A 22548-nucleotide genomic window follows, 5' to 3' on the forward strand; every position below is an offset into this window, starting at 1 on the left:
ACGCGCTCACGCCGGGACCGCCCCGGCCCGCTCGTCCGACTCGATCCGCCCGTCGCGCAACGTGATCGCGCGATCACAGGCGGCGATAGCACTCCGGTCGTGGGTCACCATGACGACCGCGTTCCCGTTCCCCGCGATCTCCCCGAGCAGCTCCAGGATGCCGGCGCCGGTGCGGGAATCGAGATTGCCGGTCGGCTCGTCGGCGAGGATCAGCGGCGGCTCCATGACCAGCGCCCGCGCCACCGCCACGCGCTGCATCTGCCCGCCGGAGAGCTCGGCGGGCCGGTGCTCGGCGCGCTCCGCCAGCCCGACCCGCTCCAGCAGCTCCAGCGCCTTCGGCTTGGCCCTGCGCAACCCGGTGCCGTCGAGCAGTTTCGGGATGGCCACGTTCTCCCAGGCGGTCAGCGTGGGCAGCAGGTTGAAGAACTGGAAGACGAAACCCACCTGGCTGCGCCGGAATTCGGCCTGCTTCTCCTCGCCGAGCGCGCCGATCTCGGTGCCGCGAAAGCGGATCGACCCGGTGTCGGGGCGGTCGAGCGCGCCGAGCAGGTGCAGCAGCGTGCTCTTGCCGGAGCCGGAGGGGCCGACGATGGCGGTGAATTCGCCGCTGTGCAGCCGGAGGTCGATGCCGTCGAGGGCACGCACCACCTGATCACCGACCCGGTAGTGCCTGCCGACGCCGCTCAACTCCAGCATGGCCGGTTGCGTCATCGCGTACTCCCTCGCTCCGGGCGATTCCCCGCGTGTTGCCCGCTCGTCTCCCGATCGAAGCAGCCGGAGCGCCGGGCGGGCGGCGGATCGGCCGAGAAATCCCCTGATCGGAGCGGTGCCGTTCCACGGTACGGCGCGCGGCGCCCGCCCGTCCTCGTGCCGAGGGACGTTTTCCCCGCTCCGCCCACGGGCGGAGGCCGCTCCGGCCCCGGCACGATGTGCGCGCCGTCACTCCGGCGGTAACCTGGGCGGATGGGAGTGCCAGGGCCGGTGCGGCGGATCGCCGCGGTGCGCGCCCGGCTGCCCGCCCTGCGCGATCGGACGGTCGTCGCCATCCGGGCCCGGCTGGACAACCCGCCGGTCGACTACCCGCCCTCGGTGATCCTGCTCGCCGACACGGCCATGCTCTCCATCGCGGTCGCCGCCGGTTTCCAGCGCCACGCCTACCTGCCGACGGTGCTCCCGGTGATCGCCGTCGGGTTGCTGCTCGGCTCGCTCGCGCTCTTCACCTTCACCGCCGTCGAGCCCACCCCGATCACGCTCGGGCTGCCCGCGCTGATCGCCACCGCGGCGCTGCTCGCGCAGCCGGTCGAGGGCGATTTCGCGCCCTTCATCCTGGTGGTCGCGGTCGGCGAGATCGCCGCCGTCACCCCGAAGCGGGTGAGCGTGCCGAGCGCGCTGGTCGCGCTCGCCCTGCTGATCGGCTTCGACCTGGCCGGGAAGCTGGCGTGGCTGGACACCGGGCTGGCCGGGCTGCCCATGTACTGCGTCGGCGTGCTGCTCGGCTGGATGTGCGGCGAGATGCTGCGCAATCAGCGCCGCTTCCTCTACCAGGAGCGCGCCTACCAGGCCATTCGCAGTGCGCAGGCGGCCGACGAGGAGCGCCGCCGGATCGCCCGCGAGGTGCACGACGTGATCGCGCACTCGCTGAGCATCACCCTGCTGCACCTCACCGCCGCCCGCCGCGCGCTGCAGACCGACGAGGACGTCACCGAGGCCACCGAGGCGCTGGTCGACGCCGAGCGCCTCGGCAGGCAGGCCATGGCCGACATCCGGCGCACCGTCGGGTTGCTCGACACCCGCCCGGCCTCCCCGGCGCCGGAACCGGGCGTCGGCGAGATCGCGGACCTGGTCGGCGATTTCGTCCGGGCCGGGCTCGACCTGAGCTTCCGCACCGAGGGCGATCCGGACGCCGTCTCCGCCGCCGCCGGGCTCGGGCTCTACCGGATCGGGCAGGAATCGCTCGCCAATGTCGCCAAGCACGCGCCCGGCGCCACCGGCAGTGTGCGGCTCGCGGTCGGGGCCGGGCACGTCACGCTCACCGTGCGCAACTCACTCCCCGCCGGCCGGGCCGGCGACCCCGCAGGCATGGGCGTCATCGGCATGCGCAGGCGCGCGGAGCTGCTCGGCGGCGAGCTCAGCGCGGGTGCGCGGGACGGTCACTGGACGGTGCGGGCCCGGGTTCCGCTCGCCGATACCCGCTCCGGCGTCCGCTGCCCCGCGCGTGCCGTGACGGAGCGCCGATGACCGCCGGAGCCCGGTCGTGCCGCCCGCACCGCGGCCGGGAGCGGCGATGACCGCGGCCGAGCCGGAGGAGCCGGTCACCACCGTGCTCGTGGTGGACGACCAGGAGCTGGTCCGCGGCGGGCTGCGCCGCATCCTGCGCCGCCGGGACGGCTTCACCGTGGCCGAGTGCGCCGACGGCGACGAGGTGCCCGCCGCCCTCGCCGCCGCCCGCCCCGACGTGGTGCTCATGGACCTGCGAATGAAGCGGGTCGGCGGCATCGACGCCACCCGCGCGCTGCGGCACGACCCCGCCGCGCCCCCGGTGCTCGTCCTCACCACCTTCGACGACGACGAGCTGCTCTCCGGCGCGCTGCGCGCGGGCGCCGCCGGGTTCCTGCTCAAGGACTCGCCCGCCGAGGACCTCATCCGGGCGGTGCGCACCGTCGCCGCGGGCGGCGCCTGGCTCGACCCGTCGGTCACCGACCGGGTGCTCGCCGGATACCGGCAGTTCCGGCCAGCGGTGGACCGGGCCGCGGGGCGGCTCGCCGACCTCACCGCCCGCGAGTACGAGGTGCTGCAGCTGATCGGCCGGGGCCTCGCGAACGGCGAGATCGCGCGGGCACTCGGCATCAGCCAGGTCACGGTGAAAAGTCATGTGGGACACATCTTCGGCAAGCTCACCCTGCGCGACCGCGCGGCCGCTATCGTCTTCGCGTTTGACCACGGGGTGGTTTCCCCAGGAGAATCCACAGGTTGACGCGCGGCGCGTCTGGAACCGGAAGGTGAAGGAAGGACGGGGTGGAGACCGACGGCGTGGCACACGGAACACGGACGGGCACCCGCTTCGGGCCGTACGAACTGCGGTCGGTGCTCGGCTGCGGCGGTATGGGCGAGGTGTACGAGGCCTTCGACACCGTCAAGAACCGCACGGTCGCGGTCAAGCTGCTCTCCGAGGAGCTCGCCCGCGACCCGGTCTACCAGGTCCGCTTCCGCCGGGAGTCGCAGGCCGCGGCGCGCCTCGCCGACCCGCACGTGGTCCCGATCCACGACTGGGGCGTGATCGACGGAACGCTCTTCCTCGATATGCGGCTGATCGCCGGGTTCGACCTGCGCACCGTGCTGAGCCGGGGCGGCGCCATGGCGCCGGAGCGCGCGGTCGGGATCATCGAGCAGATCGCCGCCGCGCTGGATGCCGCGCACGGCGCCGGGCTGGTGCACCGGGACGTCAAGCCCTCCGACATCCTGCTCACCGCCACCGACTTCGCCTACCTCACCGACTTCGGCATCGCAGGCACCGAGGGCGACGCCGCCGTCACCATGGTCGGCGTCGGGTTGGACTCCTACGCCTACACCGCGCCGGAGCGGTTCGACGCGGGCCCGGTCACCGCCGCCGCCGACATCTACGCCCTGGCCTGCGTGCTCCACGAGTGCCTGACCGGGGTGCCGCCGTACGCGGCGAGCACGCTGAACGTGCTCATCCGCTCGCACCTCACCGAGCCGCCGCCGCGGCCGAGCCTGCAGCGGGCCGGGGTGCCGGCCGGGCTGGACGAGGTCATCGCGCGCGGGCTGGCCAAGGTGCCCGAGGAGCGGTACGCGGGTGCGCTCGACCTGGCCCGCGCCGCGCGCGCCGCCGTCGGCGGCGCCGCCGGGTCGGTGCGCCCGGCCGCCGCCGCGCCGCAGTCCTGGTTCGAGACCGGTGCCGCCGCGGGGGCGCCCGCCGCCCCCGCGGAGTTCTCCGCCTTCGCTGAGCCCGACCCCGAGCCCACCCCGCTGCGCGGCAACGGAACCGTGAACCCGTTCGCCGCGCCCGCCGCCGGTCTCGGTGCCGGGGCGGCCGCCGCGGGAGCGGCCGGTTTCGCCTCCGGCGCGGTTCCCGGCCGGCCGTCCGAGGCGCCCGCCGGTTTCGACGTCGACGCGATCGCCGCCCGGTCACCGGGGCGGGCCGCCACCGCGGGAACCGCCGGTTCCGGCTCCGGCGCGATGCCCGCGCAGCCCCGCGCCCCCTTCGGCGAGCCCGGCACGCCGGACGACGCCGCACAGCCCCCCGCCGCGCTCCGCGGCACCGGCACCGGCCCCGCGCCGGCCCCGCCGAACCATTCGAGTACCGGAGGAAGTCCGATCACCCCGCCCGGCCCACGCCCCTACCCCGGTGGCCCCGGCCGCCCGCCGACCGGCGGCCACCCCATTCCGCGCATGCCCGCGGAGACCACCCCGCCGGTCTCGCCGGACTCCTCCGCCGGCCCGGCCGAGGCCAGGCCGGTCGTCCCGGCAGGCACGCCGGTGCCGAACCCGGCGACCGGCGCCACGCTGGTGGTCCGGGTGCCCGACCACCTGCTCCCGGAGTCCGAGCGCAAGGCCGACGCCACCGGCGAGCACAAGGTGGTCCGCCCCAGCGGCGCCACCGAGGTGCGCCTCGGCGAGGTGCAGTTCTCGCTCCCGCCGGAGCCCGACCCCGCACCGGAGCCTGCCCCGGGCAGCGGCCGGATGCGCGCCTTCCCGGACGCCCACCTCTACGCGGGCGGCCAGCAGTACCTGCCGCCGGAGCGCTACCAGCCCCCGGACGCGACGGCGAACGAGACCACCCAGTACATCCCGCCGGTCACCGGCGCCGCCCCGGAGACCCGCCGCTACCCGGCCGAGCCGCCCCGCACCCCGGCGGCCGAGACCACCCGCTACATCCCGGAGCAGGCGTACTCCGCGATGGAGCCCGCCGTCGACCCGTCCGGCTACGACCGCGACAACCCGCAGACCGAGTACCTCGGCCCCGCCGGGTACGCCGAGCGCGGCTACGACGACGGCTACCCCGACCAGGGCTATCCCGACCAGGGCTACCCCGACGAGAGCTACGGCGACCAGGGCTACCCCGATCAGGGCTACGGCGATCAGGGCTACGGCGGTCAGGGGCATGGCGATCAGGGGCACGGCGACCGCGGCTACGACGACGACCCCTACGGCGCCTACGACCCGTACGGCCCGCAGGACCCCGACGGCTACCCCGAGGACGGGTACGACGAGGAGCCGCCCAAGCCGAGGTCGCGCGCCCGCTCGGCGCTCGGCCCCGTCCTCGCCACCGTCGTGGTGCTGCTCGCCATCGCGGTGGTCGGCACCATCGGCTGGCAGCGCTTCGCCGGCGGTGACAGCGCGCCCCCCGCCGCGGACGGCCCGAACGTCACCGCCGTCGCCCCGACCGCCGGGCTCACCGGCGCCGCGGCCCCCACCGGCCCGGCCACCACCACCAGGCCGGACCCGACCACCACCACCGCGCCGCGCAGCAGCACCACCACGTCGGGGGCGAGCAGCACCACCTCGGCCTCGCGCACCTCGACCACCTCCGCGACCACCAGCGCGGGCGCGGTCAGCCTGCCCGCGGGCGCCTCGCCGTGCGACCAGGGCTCGGCGAGCACGCCGTACTCCCGGACCGCGACCGGAAGCGGGGTCACCACCTGCGGCTTCGCCGAGGCGGTGCAGGAGGCGTACAGCGCGGCGGGCGGCACCCCCCAGTCGGTGGAGGCCATCAGCCCGGTCACCGGCCGCCGCTACACCATGAACTGCACCCCCGACGGCGAGGTGGTCACCTGCATCGGCGGCGACAACGCCGTGGTCTACGTGTACTGAGCGGGTTCACCCGATTCGTGCGAGGCGGCGGCACCCGCCCCGGTCGTAACGTCGGCCGCGGGCGCGCGACCGGGCGCGTCCGCGGACGAGAGGATCCCGCCGTGCCGCACAGTTCCCGCACTGCCCGACCCGCCGCGGGTTAGGGGCCCGGCCATGTCCCCGGACGGGGCCGCGAACTGGTCCATCCCCCGCGGGCTCATCGTCCTGCTCGCCGGGGCGGGTGCCGTCGTCGTCGTGGTCGGGATGCGGGCCTTCGCCGGCGTGCTCGGCCCGGTCTTCCTGGCGCTCATGCTCACCGTGGCGGTGCAGCCGGTGCAGGGCTGGGTGCGCAGGCGCGGCGGCCCGGCGTGGCTGGGGCTGCTCGCCGCGCTGAGCACCGTGGTCGTGGTGCTGGTCGCGCTGGTCGCCGCGCTGCTCTTCTCGGTGGCCCAGCTCGGCTCCGAGCTACCGCGGTACGCCGACGAGCTCGGCGAACTGCTGGACGCCGCGCGCGACCTGCTCGCGGACGCGGGCATCTCGCAGGACCGCATCCACGCCGCGCTCAGCGAGATCGATGTCGGGACCGTGGTCTCCGCGGTGGACGGCGTGCTCGGGGGATTGCTCGGCCTGCTCACGAACCTGGTCTTCGTGCTGGCGCTGCTCATGTTCATGGCCTTCGACGGCATGAACATCGGCTCGCGGATGACGGTGATCACCCGGATGCGCCCCGACATCGCCGCCGCCTTCGGCACCTTCGTCGACGGCACCCGCTCCTACCTGCTGGTCTCCACCGTCTTCGGCTTCATCGTCGCGGTCTTCGACGGCGCCGCGCTGTGGCTGCTCGGAGTGCCGCTGCCGGTGCTCTGGGCGCTGGTCTCCTTCGTCACCAACTACATCCCGAACATCGGCTTCGTGATCGGGGTGATCCCGCCCGCCGCGCTCGCGCTGCTGGAGGGCGGCCCCACGCTCATGCTCTGGGTGCTCGTCGTCTACTCGGTGATCAACTTCGTGATCCAGTCGATCATCCAGCCCAAGTTCGTCGGCGACGCGGTGGGGCTGAGCGTCACCGTCACCTTCCTCTCGCTGGTGTTCTGGGGCTGGGTGCTCGGCGCGCTCGGCGCGCTGCTCGCGGTGCCGCTCACCCTGCTGGCCAAGGCGCTGCTGCTGGACATCGATCCGGCCACCCGCTGGGTGGACGTGCTCATCGGCAGCAGCGGCCGCGACCCGGATTCACCCGAAACGGATGAGGCGCCCGGCCCGGCGCGGGCGGAAGGGTGAGGGCGCGTCCACCACACGGAAGGGGTCGAGGATGACGCACACGACCGAAATCGAGCAGGACCACTCGCTGCGCCAGGGCCTCGCCGCGGGCACCTCCATCGGCGCCGCGATCCTGCTGCTCACTGTCGGCGCGCTCTCGCTGCTGGAGGGGATCTCGGCGGTGCTCGAGGACGAGATCTTCGTCGCGGGCCCGGAGTATGTCTACGCCTTCGACGTCACCACCTGGGGCTGGATCCACATCGTGCTCGGCGTGCTGCTCGTGATCGCCGCGCTCGGGCTGGTCACCGGGGCGGGCTGGGCCCGGGTGACGGCGATCGTGATCGCCGCGGCCTCGATCGTCGGCAACTTCCTCTGGCTGCCCTGGTACCCCTGGTGGTCGGTGCTGGTCATCGCGCTGAACGTGGTGGTGATCTGGGGCGTGGCCACCTGGCGGCCGGTGCGCGACTGACGGCGGAGCGACCCGCGGGCACATCTCGGAGCGGAGCCGAGGCCGCCGACAGATGCGGCGAGCCGGGCGCGGACACAGTACGTTGTGCGCAAGTTTCGCAACGAGAATGTGTCGAGGAATGTCTGCTGAGAGATCCGGCCGTGTCCGCGCGGTCATCGGCTGCGCCGTGCTTGCGGCGGCCGCCCTGCTCACCTCGTGCGCGACCGGTACGAACGTCTCCGGGACCGACGAGACCACCATCACCGAGGCCGCGGCCCGCACCGAGCAGCACGACCTGTCGTACGCGCTGCCCGGCACGCTCGCCGCCGACTTCGCCGAACTCCAGGCGAGCACCAGGGGCTCGATCGGGCTGGCGGCCATGCCGGTCGGCGGCACCTCGGCGCTGAGCTTCGGCACCTGGAGCACCGGCCCGGCCTGGTCGACCATGAAGGTCCCGCTGGTGCTCGCCGCGCAGCGCAAGGCGCCCGGAACCAATACCTACGCCGCCACCGCCGCGATCACCGAGTCCGACAACACCGCGGCGGACGCGCTCTGGCAGTCGCTCGGGCCGGCGCCGGAGGCGGCCGCCGCGGTCGAGGCGGTGCTGCGCGAGGGCGGCGACACCGTCACCACGGTGCCCGCCACCCGCCCGCGCGCCGAGCACTCGGCCCTCGGCCAGACCGAGTGGAGCCTGGCCGACCAGGTGAAGTTCGCCGCCAAGCTGCCCTGCTTGAGCGGCGCGGCCGGGGTCACCTCGCTGATGGCGGAGATCGTGCCCGCGCACCGGTGGGGGATGGGCAGCATCGCAGGCGCCGACTTCAAGGGCGGCTGGGGCCCCGACCTCGACGGTGACTACCTGGTGCGCCAATTCGGCCTGGTGGACGGGGTTTCCGGGCAGGTCGCGGTGGCCTTCGCGGCCAAGCCGGAGTCCGGCGCCTTCAACGACGGCATGATCACCCTGAACCGGATGGCCGCGTTGCTCGCGGCGCACCTGAAGGAGCTGCCCAGCGGCAAGTGCAGGCGCTGACACCCCCGTTACCCAGGGTTCACGGGGGCGGAGCAGCACCGGATGACGCTGCGGGGGAAGATGAACGCCATGCGCATCGGAGTCTTGACCGGAGGCGGGGACTGTCCGGGACTGAACGCCGTGATCCGAGCCGTCGTTCGCACCGCGAACGGCCGCTACGGGGACGCGGTCGTCGGCTTCCAGGACGGCTGGCGCGGGCTATTGGAGGACCGCAAGATCGTCATCCAGAACGACGACCGCACCGACCGGCTGCTCACCAAGGGCGGCACCATCCTCGGCACCGCTCGCACCAACCCGGACGTGCTGCTCGCCGGGCTCGGGCAGATCAAGCGGACCCTGGACGACAACGGCGTCGAGGCGCTCATTCCGATCGGCGGCGAGGGCACCCTGACCGCCGCCAGCTGGCTCTCCGACGAGGGCGTCCCCGTGGTCGGGGTGCCCAAGACCATCGACAACGACATCGACTGCACCGACGTCACCTTCGGCCACGACACCGCGCTCTCCATCGCCACCGAGGCCATCGACCGGCTGCACACCACCGCGGAATCGCACCAGCGCGTCATGCTCGTCGAGGTCATGGGCAGGCACGCGGGCTGGATCGCCATCAACGCGGGCGTCGCGGCGGGCGCGCACCTCACCCTGGTCCCGGAGGAGCCGTTCGACGTGGCCGAGGTCTGCGCCATGATCAAGCGCCGCTTCCAGCGCGGCGACAAGCACTTCATCTGCGTGGTCGCCGAGGGCTCGCACCCGGCCGAGGACTCCGGCTTCGCGCTGCGCGCGGGCGGCATCGACGAGTTCGGGCACGAGCGCTTCACCGGCGTGGCGCAGCAGCTCGGCGCCGAGATCGAGCGGCGCATCGGCAAGGAGGTGCGCACCACCGTGCTCGGCCACGTGCAGCGCGGCGGCAGCCCGACCCCCTACGACCGGGTGCTCGCCACCCGCTTCGGGCTGCACGCCGCCGAGGCGGTGCACGCAGGCCGATTCGGCCAGATGGTGGCGCTGCGCGGCACCGCCATCGACCTGGTGCCGCTGGCCGAAGCGACCAAGCAGCTCAAGCGGGTTCCGGCCGATCGCTACCGGGAGGCCGAGGCTTTCTTCGGCTGAGCGCCCAGGGGGCTTGGCGGACCGGGGGCTGCGCGCGGGTGCCGGTGCCGTTAGCCTGTCCGCCATGGTCGATCTGCGTGTGGACGAACTTCCGGCGGCGGCCGCGGCGGTGCTGCGGCGCCGTGCCAAGGCCGACGGACGCTCGCCGGAGCAGCACGTCCGCCAGGAACTGCTCGCGCTGGCGCGCCGCCGGGTCCCGATCGACGGGGTGGTGGAGTTCCGCGCCGAGCGCGGCGTGCCGGAGCCGAGCCTCGCCGAGCCGGACGCCGTCGCGCTGTGGCGCGATCACGACCTGCCCACCGAGGCGGTCGCGGTCTTCGCCAGGCGGGCCGAGGCCGCCGGGGTGCCGCTCGGCGAGTACGTCCGGCAGGAGCTGATCGGCGTCGCCCGGCGCGGCACCGTCGCCGACGCGCTGCTGGAGTTCGCCGAGGTGCAGGAGCGGGATCCGTCGCTGCGGATGGGCATGGACGAGATCGCCGCCTCGATCGCGTACGCCCGCGGGCTCTGACGCGGCGCGCCCGGCAGCCCGCGACGCTCGCCCGCGGCGTCCGCGGCCGGGTATGACTGGAGGTATGCGCGATCGACGGCTGCTCCCGATAGTCCTGCTCGCGATCCTCGCCCTGGTCGCCGGGTGCGCCGCCGACAGCGCGGACGCACCGGCCGACCCGGTGGCGGGGGAGTGGCACGGCTCGATCGAGGTGCCGGGGCAGCCGCTGCCCATCGGCATCACCTTCGCCGACGGCGGCGGCACCATCGACATTCCGGTGCAGGGCGTCCAGGACGCGCCGCTCACCGAGGTCACGACCGATCCCGCCGACGTCGGTTTCACGCTCCGGAACATTCCGGGTGATCCGGTGTTCAAGGGCCGCTACGCCGACGACCGGATCACCGGCGACTTCACCCAGGCCGGGCAGACCTTCCCGCTCGACCTGGAGCGCGGCCCGCTGCCGCCCGCCGCCCGGCCGCAGGAGCCGAAGCCGCCCTTCCCGTACCGCTCCGAGGACGTCGGCTACCCGAGCGGCGACATCACCGTGGCAGGCACCCTGACGCTGCCGGAGGGTGCGGGCCCCTTCCCGGCCGTGCAGCTCATCACCGGCAGCGGCCCGCAGGACCGCAACGAAGAGCTCATGGGACACAAGGTCTTCCTGGTCATCGCCGATGCCCTGACCCGCGCCGGGTACGCCGTGCTGCGCACCGACGACCGCGGCGTCGGCGGCACCGGGGGCGACCTGAGCGCGGCCACCTACGACGTGCTCGCCGACGATGTCGCCGCGGGCACCGCCTTCCTGCGCGGCCGGTCGGAGATCGATCCGGGCCGGATCGGGCTCTTCGGGCACAGCGAGGGCGGGTACCTCGCGCCGCTGGCCGCCTCGAAGCAGGGCGATCAGATCGACTTCCTGGTGCTCATGGCCGGGCCGTCGGTGCCGGGGCGGGATGTGCTGATCGAGCAGAACGGGCTGCTGCTCGCCGCGGCGGGCGCCACCCCGGAGGAGGCGCGGGCGCAGCAGGAGTACGTCGCCGAGTGGTCGGCGCTGCTGGTCGCAGGCGACCTCGCCGGGGCGCGGGCCGCCACCGAGCGGCAGGAGGCGTCGCTGCCGCCGGAGCAGCGCAGCGCCCCTGCCGTGCTCGACGCCCAGGAGTCGCCGGTCATGCGGGCCTTCCTCGGCTACGACCCGGCGCCCGCGCTGCGCGCCGTCCGGGTGCCGACGCTGGCCGTCTTCGGCGGCAAGGACCTGCAGGTGCCGCCGGCCCAGAGCGAGCAGCCCATGCGCGACCTGCTCGCGGGCGCGCCCGACCCCACCGTGCACACCTTCCCCGGGCTGAACCACCTGCTGCAGCCCGCGAACACCGGCTCACCCTCGGAGTACGCGACCATCGAGACCACGATCGATCCGGCCGCGCTCGGCTACCTGACCGACTGGCTGACCACCCGGATTCCGCCGCGCTGAGCTTATTTAGACTGGGCGCATGAGCGCACCAACGGTCGATCTGCTGGACTACGCCGACGTCCTCGCCCGCTTCGAGCCGGTGCTCGGCATGGAGGTCCACGTCGAGCTGTCCACCGCGACCAAGATGTTCTGCGGCTGCCCCACCGACTTCGGCGCCGAGCCGAACACCCAGGTGTGCCCGGTGTGCCTCGGGCTGCCCGGCGCGCTGCCGGTGGTGAACCAGCGGGCGGTGGAGTCGGCGATCCGCATCGGGCTCGCGCTGAACTGCACGATCACGCCGTGGGGGCGGTTCGCCAGGAAGAACTACTTCTACCCGGACCAGCCGAAGAACTACCAGATCAGCCAGTACGACGAGCCGATCGCGCAGCACGGCCACCTGGACGTGCTGCTGGACGACGGCAGCACCTTCCGTGTCGATATCGAACGCGCGCACATGGAGGAGGACACCGGCAAGTCGCTGCACGTCGGCGGCGCCACCGGGCGGATCCACGGCGCCAGCCACTCGCTGCTCGACTACAACAGGGCCGGGGTGCCGCTCATCGAGATCGTCACCAAGCCGATCACCGGGGCCGGGGAGCGCGCCCCCGAGGTGGCGAGGGCGTACGTCACCGCGCTGCGTACCCTGCTGAAATCACTCGACGTCTCCGATGTGCGGATGGACCAGGGCTCGCTGCGCTGCGACGCCAATGTCTCGCTCATGCCGATCGGCGCCGCGGTCTTCGGCACCCGCACCGAGACCAAGAACGTGAACTCGCTGCGCAGCGTCGAGGTCGCCGTGCGCTACGAGATGCGCAGGCAAGCCGCGGTGCTCACCGGCGGCGGCGAGATCGTCCAGGAGACCAGGCACTTCCTGGAGGCCGATGGCACCACCTCGCCGGGCCGCCGCAAGGAGACCGCCGAGGACTACCGCTACTTCCCCGAGCCCGACCTGGAGCCGATCGCGCCGGACGCCGCGTGGGTCGAGCGGCTGCGCAGCACCATCCCGGAGTACCCGTGGCTGCGCCGGGCCCGCATCCAGTCCGACTGGGGGCTCTCCGACGAGGTCATGCGCGACCTGGTGAACGCGGGCGCGCTCGATCTCATCATCGCCACCGTCGACGCGGGCGCCCCGGTGAACGAGGCGCGCTCCTGGTGGGTCGCCTACCTCACCGAGAAGGCCAAGGAGCGCGGGGTCGCGCTGGACGAGCTGCCCATCACCCCGGCCCAGGTGGCCGCCGTGATCGGGCTGGTCGAGGCCAAGACGGTGAACAACAAGGTGGCCAAGCAGGTCGTCGACCTCGTGCTCGACGGCGCGGGCGAGCCCGCCGCCATCGTCGAGGCCAAGGGGCTCGGCATGGTCAGCGACGAGAGCGCGCTGCAGGCCGAGGTCGATAAGGCGCTGGCCGCCAACCCGGATATCGCCGACAAGATCCGCGCCGGGAAGGTGCAGGCGGCGGGCAAGATCGTCGGCGACGTCATGAAGGCGACGCGCGGGCAGGCGGATGCCGCCCGGGTCCGCGAACTCGTCCTCGCCGCCTGCGCCTGAGCCGGATCGGGGGTCCGGGGGCTCGGCCCCCGGGAACCCCCCTTTCCGGACGCTAGTCCGGGCCACCCCCACCACCGGCGGGCGGCGGAATCCGGACGACCCGGTCGTCATTGGGCCCCGGCTGCCCGCCGTCCTTGTTGATGGTCCCGACCCACACGGCGCCATCGGGCCCCGGCGTCGCCCCGTTCAACCGCCCGTACTTGTCCTGGACGAAGATCGTCGGTGCCGTCGTCACGGCCCGCGAGGCGGGATCCGCCGTGATCAGCGCCAGCGCCCTGGCATTGCTGAGCGCGACCGCGACCCCGTCGGCGGTGGTCGCGCACCCACCGACCCCGGGCCTATCCGGCCAGGTCCACGCGGTGATCGCGGTATTGTCCGGCCCCAGCCGCTGGAGCCGGTCCTCGGTGGCGGTGCGGTCGGTGACCCACACTCCGTCCACCGCGTCCCGGCACACGTCGCCCGCGGTGCCGATCCCGGCGAGCAGCGTCTCCGGCCGCACCCCGCCCCCGGAGCGCGGGTTGGTGATGCTCAGCAGCTTGCCGGAGAGCGTGCCCGGCGCCTGCGCTGCGCCCGGATTCCCGGCATCGCCGGTGAGCACGAGCAACTTCTCCGGGGTCACGAACTCCAGCGCTCCGTGATTGCCGGTGGCCCCCTTCGGAATCCCGGTCAGGATCTCCTTGGGCGGCCCGCCGGCCGCGATCCGCACCACCCGGTTGTCCGACCCGGTGGTGATGTAGGCGTAGATCAGCCCGTCCTCCCGGTAGGTGGGGGAGAGCGCGAGGTCGTTGAGCCCGCCGTCCCCGGAGCCGTCCACGTCGATCCGGGCGATCTCCACCGGGCGCTGCTCCGGCACCACCTTGAGAATGCGCCCGGTGCGCCGCTCCGCCACCAGCGCGCCGTCGCCGACGGCGACCAGCCCCGCGGTGGGGTCGAGGCAGGTCGCGACGACCGCCGGATCCGGGTCGATGCAGGGCCCGGTCGGCCGCTGCGTCGAGGACGGTGGCTGCGGCTCGCTCGGCCCGATCTCGGCGCCGCCGAAGGTCGGCTCCGGGGTGAACGGGCTGGACGCGGAGTCGTCGAAGCGGGCGCACCCGGCGAGCACGGTCGAGGCGAGCACCAGGCCGAGCGCCACCCGGCCGACGGCAACCACATTCATGGTTCAGACGTTACGGAAGAACTTCCCGGCACGCCGCTCCACCCCCGAACCGGACACACCGCGGGGAACCATCCCGCGCGTCGCCCGATCCGGCCTAGGGTGGACGGTTGTGACGGAGAAGTCGAAGGGCGCACCGGATTCCGGTGACGCCGGCCGGTCGCCCACAGGTCCCCTCCCGCAGACCGGCGCCGTCGGCAATGTCGGCAGCCCCATGGACCAGCACGTGACGCAGGAGTTCGCCCGCCCGAATCTGGGCAAGGAGGTCCCGCGGACCGACGACGAGCTAGGGCTGGACCCGGACGACCTGCCGAATGCCGAGGCGCGCACCGAGGTGCTGCCCACCACCGCGCCGCAGCAGCCGGCCGACGCGACCTACTCCTACGCGAGCATCCCGCCCGCCGCCAACGGCCCCGCCGACCCGGACCGGCTACGCCGCAGCCGCACCGGGCACGACCGGCGCGGCACCCTCGATTTCGGGCTCTTCGTCCTGCGCCTGGTGGTCGGCGCGACCTTCGTCTACCACGGCGTGCAGAAGGCGTTCGGCTGGTTCCACGGGCCCGGCTTCGACGGGACCAAGGATTTCCTGGAGCAGGGCGGGTGGGATCACGCCGGGCTGGCCGCGCCGCTGCTCATCGCCGGGGAGATCGGCGGCGGGCTGCTGCTCGTGCTCGGCCTGGCGACGCCGCTCGGCGCGGGCGCCGTGCTCGCTGTGATCCTGGACGCGTGGGCCTTCAAGCAGGGGATGTACCCCGGCTTCCAGTACAAGGCCGGGCCCGGTGCGATCGAACTGGAGAGCGTGCTGGCAGGCACCGCCGTCGCGGTACTGCTCACCGGCCCCGGCCGCTGGTCCCTCGACCGCGGCCGCGGCTGGGCCACCCGCCCCAGCTGGGGCTCGCTCCTCGTGCTCGTCCTCGCCGTCGTCGCAGCGGCCCTGACCTGGTGGTACCTGCACGGCGGCAACCCGCTCGCGGTCTGAGCCGCCCGCGCGGGGGTCGCGCGTGCCCGGCGACCGGTCGGCCGCGTTTCCCGGTGCCGACCCGGGTGTGCGCGTCGCGGTGGCGGCTCGCCCGCTCCGTATCACCCGTTTCCTGCGGGGCCGATGCCGGGCACGCGGTGCGTGGCCGCACGCCGTGCCCGGTGGCACCGGCCGCACTCGCGCACGTCGTGCAGAATCGGCGCCCCTCGAGCAGGGGCGCCGATCGCGTCCTCACGGCACGCGCCGGACCGCACCCTTGTCCGCCGACGTCGCCAGCGCCGCGTAGGCGCGCAGCGCCGTGGTCACCGGCCGCACCCGGTCCACCGGCTGCCACGGCCGCTCCGACGCCTCCATCTTGGCCCGCCGCTCGGCCAGCACCGCCTCCTCGACCAGCACCTCCAGCGTCCGGGTGGCGACGTCGATCCGGATCCGGTCCCCGTTCCGCACCAGCCCGATCACGCCGCCGCTCGCCGCCTCCGGCGAGATGTGCCCGATGGAGAGCCCGGAGGTGCCGCCGGAGAACCGCCCGTCGGTGATCAGCGCGCACTTCTTGCCGAGCCCCGCCCCCTTGAGGAACGCCGTCGGGTGCAGCATCTCCTGCATGCCCGGCCCGCCGGACGGCCCCTCGTAGCGGACCACGACGACGTCCCCCGCCTGGATCTTCTTGCCGAGGATCAGCGACACCGCCTCCTCCTGCGACTCGACCACGACGGCGGGCCCCTCGAAGGAGAAGAGATCCTCGTCGATGCCCGCGGTCTTGAGGATGGCCCCGTCCGGCGCGATATTGCCGCGCAGCACCACCAGCCCGCCCTCCACGGTGTAGGCGTGCTCCCGATCGCGGATGCAGCCACCGGCGGCATCGGTATCCAGCGCGGACCAGCGGTTGTCGGTGGAGAACGGCTCGGTGGTGCGCACCCCGCCCGGCGCCGCGTGGAAGAGCTCGAGCGCCTCGGCCGACGCCGTGCCGGAGCGGATGTCCCAGGTGTCGAGCCACTCGTCGAAGCTCGCGGTGTGCACGGTGGAGACGCCTTCGTGCAGCAGCCCGGCGCGGCGCAGCTCGCCGAGGATGGCCGGGATGCCACCGGCCCGGTGCACGTCCTCCATGTGGTAGTCGGAGTTCGGCGAGACCTTGGACAGGCACGGCACCCGGCGGCTGATCTCGTCGATGGTGCCGAGATCGAAATCGATCTCGCCCTCCTGGGCGGCGGCCAGCGTGTGCAGCACGGTGTTGGTGGAGCCGCCCATGGCGACATCGAGCGCCATCGCATTGCGGAAGGCGTCGGCATTGGCGACATTGCGCGGCAGCACCGACTCGTCGTCCTCCCGGTACCAGCGGGTCGCGATATCGACCACCACCGTGCCCGCCCGCTCGAAGAGCGCCCGCCGGGCTGCGTGCGTGGCCAGCGTGGAGCCGTTGCCTGGCAGCGCGAGCCCGAGCGCCTCGGTGAGGCAGTTCATGGAGTTGGCGGTGAACATGCCGGAGCAGGAGCCGCAGGTCGGGCAGGCGCTGCGCTCGACCTCGCTCAGCCCCTCGTCGGAGACGGCGGCATTGGCGCTCGCCGAGATCGCGGTGATCAGATCGGTCGGCGCCTGCGCGACCCCGCCGACCACCACCGCCTTCCCCGCCTCCATCGGCCCGCCGGAGACGAAGACGGTCGGGATGTTCAGCCGCATGGCGGCGTTCAGCATGCCCGGCGTGATCTTGTCGCAGTTCGAGATGCAGACCAGCGCGTCGGCGGTGTGCGCGTTCACCATGTACTCCACCGAGTCGGCGATGATCTCCCGGCTGGGCAGCGAGTAGAGCATGCCGCCGTGGCCCATGGCGATGCCGTCGTCCACCGCGATGGTGTGGAACTCGCGCGGGACGCCGCCCGCCGCCCGCACCGACTCCGCCACGATCTCGCCGACGTTCTTGAGATGCACGTGGCCAGGGACGAATTGGGTGTACGAGTTCGCGATGGCGACGATCGGCTTGCCGAAGTCGGAGTCGGTCATCCCGGTCGCCCGCCAGAGCGCGCGGGCGCCCGCGGCATTGCGGCCGATGGTGGTGGTGCGGGAACGAAGCGGTGGCATGGCTGTCCTCGGTCTGGTCGCGGGCTGGGCGACGGCGTCGGCCGGTCGGCGGGAACACGACGGCCGCGCGGGCGGCGCCTCAACGGTACGCGCGCCGGCTGTCGCCGTCGGCACCGGGATCCACGCTGGTGGAACGGGTCCCGGGGGAGTACGCGGGCCGCGGGGTGTACGGACCGGGCGGGAAGCGCCCAGCGGGATCACCCGGCGGCGCGTCGATCTTGCAACGCCGCGTCGGCCGCTATTGTTCCGCGCGAGCGCGTCACCCGTGCGGGGCGGTGCTCACCGGCGGGTGCCTTCGCGCCGGCGCGTCACACGTCCTGTGCGGACTCGCCGGCCCCGTCCCCGGCCCGTTCGGCCGCCGAAGCCTCCCGGATCGCCTCCTCGGCCTGTGCGAAGACATCCGGGATCCGCCCGCCGGAGGCCGCGATCAGCTCGCGCAGCCGGTCGTACCCCACCGCGGGCAGCGTGACCTCGGACTCGTCGGTGAGCCGCGCCCGCACGAACCCGCGCTTCGGCAGCCGCACCCCGGCCACCCGCGACCACTCCACCGAGCGCGAAGAGAAGACCGAGCGCAACTCCAGCCCGTCCGGTGTGACCGTGGTCCGGGTGCGCTCCACCCAGAGCAGCACCGCGACCGGGAGCAGCAGCAGCCACCAGAGCCCGGCCGGCCAGCCGACGAAGGCGAAGAAGACGCAGAGCGTGAGCACCAGCACGCCGATGTAGGCCAGCTGCGGCACCCGGATCACCCGGACCCCCGGCTCGACGCCGTGCGGCGAGCGCGGCCAGAGCAGCCAGCTCAGCACCCCGACCAGAGGGATCACGCCCCAGCGCAGCCACTGCGGCCAGTCCAGCGCGAACGCCACCGCGAGGAATACCAGGTAGAGCACCGGCACCGCGACCGCCGCGATCCGCCGCCTGCGGCCACCCGTATCCGATCGCGCCGTGGCGATGTGGGACGATGCAGGTGGTGGCACGGACTGATGCGGTGATGACACCCCACCATCCTCGCATTCGGCCGAGCGGACTCGAGCAACCACTGTGCTCCCACATAATGGGACGCCGAGGGTCGGCTGTTTGACTCGACGGTTCACGCGCGCTTAACGTCGAGCACGTGAATCCAATCGAGCTCCTCGTACTCGGCCGGCGCGTCCAGCGTTGAGCACGACTTCCTAGTCGATTACGACCGCTCGCGTTGCGACGCGCCACCCTCGAACAGCCATGCTGGTCGGGGGCTTTTTTGTGTTCGGGGTTCCAGACCACAAGCAGTGAGGAAAGACGGTGAGCGCACCTACCGCCAGGCCAGGGCCATCGGCTCGCAGGCCCGCGCCTTCGGCCACTTCGCAGACCCCCGTCGCGACTGCGGCCGCGACGACGCGGCGCCAGCTCCCGCCCGAGCGGGTCACCGGCGCGCAGTCCGTCGTACGGTCGCTCGAGGAGCTCGAGGTCGACACGGCGTTCGGCATTCCCGGCGGCGCGATCCTTCCCCTCTACGACCCGCTCTTCGACTCCACCCGGGTGCGGCACGTCCTGGTCAGGCACGAGCAGGGCGCGGGCCACGCCGCCACCGGGTACGCGCAGGCCACCGGCAAGGTCGGCGTCTGCATGGCGACCTCGGGCCCCGGCGCCACCAACCTGGTGACCCCGATCGCCGACGCCCAGATGGACTCGGTGCCGATCGTGGCCATCACCGGTCAGGTCGGCCGCGGGCTGATCGGCACCGACGCCTTCCAGGAGGCCGACATCTCCGGCATCACCATGCCGGTGACCAAGCACAACTTCCTGATCACCGACGCCGCCGACATCCCGCGGATCCTCGCCGAGGCGTTCTACCTGGCCGCATCGGGTCGTCCCGGTGCGGTGCTCGTCGACATCCCGAAGGACGTGCTGCAGGCACAGACCACCTTCACCTGGCCGCCGGAGCTGCGGCTGCCCGGGTACCGCCCGGTCACCAAGCCGCACGGCAAGCAGGTGCGGGAGGCCGCGAGGATGATCCTCGAGGCCAGGAAGCCGACGCTCTACGTCGGCGGCGGCGTGATCAAGTCCGAGGCCTCGGACAAGCTGCTGGAGCTGGCCGAGCTGACCGGCATCCCGGTGGTCACCACGCTGATGGCGCGCGGCGCCTTCCCGGACTCGCACACCCTGAACATGGGCATGCCCGGCATGCACGGCACCGTCGGCGCGGTGGCCGCGCTGCAGAAGTCCGACCTGCTGATCACCCTCGGCGCCCGCTTCGACGACCGGGTCACCGGCCAGCTGGACTCCTTCGCGCCGAACGCCAAGGTGATCCACGCCGATATCGATCCGGCCGAGATCGGCAAGAACCGGCACGCCGACGTGCCGATCGTCGGCGACTGCCGCGAGGTGATCACCGAGCTGATCGAGACGCTCAAGGCCGACCCGGCCGTGACCGGCACCCCGCTGCTCGACCTCACCGAGTGGTGGACCTACCTGGGCGGCATCCGCGACTCCTACCCGCTGGGCTGGACCCCGCCGAGCGACGGCTCGCTCTCCCCGGAGTTCGTCATCGACGCGCTGGGCAAGCTGGCCGGGCCGGACGCCATCTACTGCGCCGGCGTCGGCCAGCACCAGATGTGGGCCGCCCAGTTCATCAAGTACGAGAAGCCGCGCACCTGGCTGAACTCCGGTGGCCTCGGCACCATGGGCTACGCCGTCCCGGCGGCCATGGGCGCCAAGATGGGCGCGCCGGAGAAGGAGGTCTGGGCGGTCGACGGCGACGGCTGCTTCCAGATGACCAACCAGGAGCTCGCCACCTGCGCGGTGGAGGGCGTTCCGATCAAAGTCGCGCTGATCAACAACGGCAACCTCGGCATGGTCCGGCAGTGGCAGACGCTCTTTTACGAGCAGCGCTACTCCAATACCGACCTCGGCACGCACACCCTGCGCATCCCGGATTTCGTCAAGCTGGCCGAGGCGCTCGGCTGCCACGGCATCCGGGTGGAGCGCGAGGAGGACGTCGAGGCCGCCATCCGCGAGGCGCAGTCCATCAACGACCGGCCGGTGGTGATCGATTTCATCGTCGGCAAGGATGCCCAGGTGTGGCCGATGGTCCCCGCGGGCACCAGCAACGACGAGATCATGGCCGCGCGCGGGATCCGCCCGCTCTTCGACGAGGACGAGCAGGCCGCCGAGCCCGCCGTCATCCACGAGGCGCTGACCCACGGGCAGAACGGGCAGGAACAGTGAGTACTACGCATACGCTGAGCGTTCTGGTCGAGGACAAGCCGGGTGTGCTCGCGCGCGTAGCGAGCCTGTTCTCCCGGCGCGGCTTCAATATCGAGTCGCTCGCCGTCGGCGCCACCGAGGTGCCGGAGATCTCCCGGATGACGATCGTCGTCACCGTCGAGGATCTGCCGCTCGAGCAGGTCACCAAGCAGCTCAACAAGCTGGTGAACGTCATCAAGATCGTGGAGCAGGACCCCGAGGCGTCGGTGGCCCGCGAACTGATCCTGGTGAAGGTGCGCGCCGACGCCAGCGTGCGGACCCAGGTGATCGAGGCGGTCACGCTGTTCCGCGCCAAGGTCATCGACGTCTCCCCGGACGCGCTGACCGTCGAGGCCACCGGGACCAGGTCCAAGCTCGACGCGCTGCTGCGCATGCTGGAGCCGTACGGCATCCGCGAGATCGTGCAGTCCGGTGTGGTCGCGCTCGGGCGCGGTCCGAAGTCCATCACCGCGACCCGCTAATTCACAATCGTTCCCCGCCGCGCGGGGACTCACCGTTTCAGAAGGGACGAAACCACAGTGGCAGTCGAACTGTTCTACGACGACGACGCCGATCTCTCGATCATCCAGGGCCGCAAGGTCGCGGTCATCGGGTACGGCAGCCAGGGCCACGCGCACTCGCTGAGCCTGCGCGACTCCGGCGTCGATGTCCGGGTCGGGCTCGCCGAGGGCTCGAAGTCGCGCCCCAAGGCCGAGGAGGCCGGGCTCACCGTCGGCACCCCCGCCGAGGTGTCGGAGTGGGCCGACGTCATCATGGTGCTCGCCCCCGACACCGCGCAGGCCTCGATCTTCACCAATGACATCGAGCCGAACCTCAAGGACGGCGACGCGCTGTTCTTCGGCCACGGCCTGAACATCCACTTCGGGCTGATCAAGGCCCCGGCCTTCATCACCGTCGCCATGGTCGCCCCCAAGGGCCCCGGCCACCTGGTGCGCCGCCAGTTCGTCGACGGCAAGGGCGTGCCCGCGCTCATCGCCGTCGACCAGGACCCCAAGGGCGAGGGCCAGGCACTGGCGCTCTCCTACGCCGCCGCCATCGGCGGCGCGCGGGCAGGCGTCATCAAGACCACGTTCAAGGAAGAGACCGAGACCGACCTCTTCGGCGAGCAGGCCGTGCTCTGCGGCGGCACCGAGGAACTGGTCAAGACCGGTTTCGAGGTCATGGTCGAGGCCGGCTACGCGCCGGAGATGGCCTACTTCGAGGTGCTGCACGAGCTCAAGCTGATCGTCGACCTCATGTACGAGGGCGGCATCGCGCGGATGAACTACTCGGTCTCCGACACCGCCGAGTTCGGTGGCTACCTCTCCGGCCCGCGGGTGATCGACGCCGACACCAAGAAGCGGATGCAGGACATCCTCAAGGACATCCAGGACGGCTCGTTCGTCAAGCGCCTCGTCGCCAATGTCGAGGGCGGCAACAAGGAACTCGAGGGGCTGCGCAAGCAGAACGCCGAGCACCCGATCGAGGTCACCGGCGCCAAGCTGCGCGGGCTGATGAGCTGGGTCGACCGGCCGATCACCGAGACGGCCTGAGTTCTCGCACGCACGGGGCCCGGTCGCTGCGGCGACCGGGCCCCGTCGTTTCGTGGTCCGCGCCGGAGCCCCGCCCCCGGCCGCGGCCCGATCAGCTGCTACCGAAGGTGCCCGGGCCGAAGTTGTTCGCGAACGGCCGCTGCCAGGGGTTGTTCCACGGATTGTCGAAGGGGTTGCTGTCGCACCGCTCCCACCAGGGAGCGTTTCGGTCCCACCAGTTGCACTGCTGGAAGGGGTTGCGCGCGAACGGGTCGCGCCACGGGTCATACCGGTCGTGGCGGATCTCGGTGACGACCGGACCTGCGGCCGAGCCGGCGGCCGCTGGCGCGGCGAGCGCGATCACCGGCGCCGCGGCGAGCGCGGCTGCGACGGCCAGGCGGATCAGCGCCTTGCGGGGGGTGGATGTGGCGAACACGGTTGTTCCTTTCGCTCCGGCGGGGAAGGATG

Annotated in this window: 19 protein-coding genes; 14 read left to right on the plus strand and 5 right to left on the minus strand. The window is 72.7% G+C overall.

Translation table 11 applies throughout. The features are described from left to right. Positions 1–6 precede the first annotated feature (6 nt). Complete coding sequence (locus tag NH2_RS23640; protein WP_084505818.1) at positions 7–711, minus strand: ABC transporter ATP-binding protein; 705 nt, start codon at positions 709–711, stop codon at positions 7–9. A 252-nt stretch (positions 712–963) separates the two neighbouring features. Here NH2_RS23640 and NH2_RS23645 point away from each other — a divergent pair, with 252 nt between their 5' ends. The 10 genes from NH2_RS23645 to gatB all read left to right on the plus strand — a co-directional run bounded on the left by NH2_RS23645 (position 964) and on the right by gatB (position 13121). Further along, positions 964–2238, plus strand: coding sequence for a sensor histidine kinase (locus tag NH2_RS23645; protein ID WP_084505819.1), 1275 nt, complete (start codon positions 964–966; stop codon positions 2236–2238). A gap of 46 nt (positions 2239–2284) precedes the next feature. Beyond that, complete coding sequence (locus NH2_RS23650) at positions 2285–2974, plus strand: response regulator (RefSeq protein WP_174552866.1); 690 nt, start codon at positions 2285–2287, stop codon at positions 2972–2974. Positions 2975–3015: 41 nt separating this feature from the next. Then, complete coding sequence (locus NH2_RS30005) at positions 3016–5832, plus strand: serine/threonine-protein kinase (RefSeq protein ID WP_067658536.1); 2817 nt, start codon at positions 3016–3018, stop codon at positions 5830–5832. A gap of 153 nt (positions 5833–5985) precedes the next feature. After that, positions 5986–7089: an AI-2E family transporter gene (locus NH2_RS23660; protein ID WP_067658539.1), complete on the plus strand. Its 1104-nt coding sequence runs from the start codon at positions 5986–5988 to the stop codon at positions 7087–7089. 31 nt (positions 7090–7120) lie between these two features. Continuing rightward, entirely contained in the window at positions 7121–7537 is a 417-nt protein-coding gene (locus NH2_RS23665) for a DUF7144 family membrane protein (RefSeq protein WP_067658542.1), read from the plus strand. A 118-nt stretch (positions 7538–7655) separates the two neighbouring features. Then, positions 7656–8543 carry a serine hydrolase gene (locus tag NH2_RS23670; RefSeq protein ID WP_084505820.1) on the plus strand — a complete coding sequence of 296 codons (888 nt, stop codon included), beginning with the start codon at positions 7656–7658 and terminating at the stop codon, positions 8541–8543. 69 nt (positions 8544–8612) lie between these two features. Further along, on the plus strand, positions 8613–9647 hold the full coding sequence (locus NH2_RS23675; RefSeq protein ID WP_067658927.1) for an ATP-dependent 6-phosphofructokinase: 1035 nt from the start codon (positions 8613–8615) through the stop codon (positions 9645–9647). A gap of 64 nt (positions 9648–9711) precedes the next feature. Beyond that, positions 9712–10155: a hypothetical protein gene (locus NH2_RS23680; RefSeq protein ID WP_067658545.1), complete on the plus strand. Its 444-nt coding sequence runs from the start codon at positions 9712–9714 to the stop codon at positions 10153–10155. 64 nt (positions 10156–10219) lie between these two features. Continuing rightward, on the plus strand, positions 10220–11596 hold the full coding sequence (locus NH2_RS23685; RefSeq protein ID WP_067658548.1) for an alpha/beta hydrolase family protein: 1377 nt from the start codon (positions 10220–10222) through the stop codon (positions 11594–11596). Positions 11597–11615: 19 nt separating this feature from the next. Then, on the plus strand, positions 11616–13121 hold the full coding sequence (gene gatB / locus NH2_RS23690) for an Asp-tRNA(Asn)/Glu-tRNA(Gln) amidotransferase subunit GatB (RefSeq protein ID WP_067658551.1): 1506 nt from the start codon (positions 11616–11618) through the stop codon (positions 13119–13121). Positions 13122–13173: 52 nt separating this feature from the next. Here the strand turns inward: gatB and NH2_RS23695 are convergent, their stop codons facing one another. Further along, a complete protein-coding gene (locus NH2_RS23695; protein WP_067658554.1) occupies positions 13174–14277 on the minus strand; it encodes a PQQ-dependent sugar dehydrogenase in 1104 nt (367 codons plus the stop codon). 109 nt (positions 14278–14386) lie between these two features. On the opposite strand from NH2_RS23695, the gene NH2_RS23700 reads away from it, so the two are divergent. Further along, entirely contained in the window at positions 14387–15253 is an 867-nt protein-coding gene (locus tag NH2_RS23700) for a DoxX family protein (RefSeq protein ID WP_067658557.1), read from the plus strand. A 231-nt stretch (positions 15254–15484) separates the two neighbouring features. Here NH2_RS23700 and ilvD read toward each other — a convergent pair whose 3' ends face one another. Both ilvD and NH2_RS23710 read right to left on the minus strand, forming a co-directional pair. After that, positions 15485–17326 (minus strand): dihydroxy-acid dehydratase, encoded by a 1842-nt coding sequence (ilvD, locus tag NH2_RS23705; protein WP_067658560.1) that lies wholly within the window; start codon positions 17324–17326, stop codon positions 15485–15487. Positions 17327–17634: 308 nt separating this feature from the next. Continuing rightward, entirely contained in the window at positions 17635–18300 is a 666-nt protein-coding gene (locus NH2_RS23710) for a PH domain-containing protein (protein WP_245650734.1), read from the minus strand. 304 nt (positions 18301–18604) lie between these two features. Here NH2_RS23710 and NH2_RS23715 point away from each other — a divergent pair, with 304 nt between their 5' ends. The 3 genes from NH2_RS23715 to ilvC are packed head-to-tail and all read left to right on the plus strand — an operon-like array spanning position 18605 to position 22101. Next, complete coding sequence (locus tag NH2_RS23715) at positions 18605–20530, plus strand: acetolactate synthase large subunit (RefSeq protein WP_067658563.1); 1926 nt, start codon at positions 18605–18607, stop codon at positions 20528–20530. Then, positions 20527–21030, plus strand: coding sequence for an acetolactate synthase small subunit (gene ilvN, locus NH2_RS23720; protein ID WP_067658574.1), 504 nt, complete (start codon positions 20527–20529; stop codon positions 21028–21030). The genes NH2_RS23715 and ilvN overlap by 4 nt, the downstream gene beginning before the upstream one ends. A gap of 57 nt (positions 21031–21087) precedes the next feature. Beyond that, positions 21088–22101: a ketol-acid reductoisomerase gene (gene ilvC, locus NH2_RS23725; RefSeq protein ID WP_067658577.1), complete on the plus strand. Its 1014-nt coding sequence runs from the start codon at positions 21088–21090 to the stop codon at positions 22099–22101. A 91-nt stretch (positions 22102–22192) separates the two neighbouring features. On the opposite strand, the gene NH2_RS23730 is transcribed toward ilvC, so the two are convergent. Then, a complete protein-coding gene (locus NH2_RS23730) occupies positions 22193–22516 on the minus strand; it encodes a hypothetical protein (protein ID WP_067658580.1) in 324 nt (107 codons plus the stop codon). Positions 22517–22548: the final 32 nt, after the last annotated feature.

Source organism: Nocardia harenae NBRC 108248, assembly GCF_001612885.1.
Classification (GTDB): Bacteria; Actinomycetota; Actinomycetes; order Mycobacteriales; family Mycobacteriaceae; genus Nocardia; species Nocardia harenae.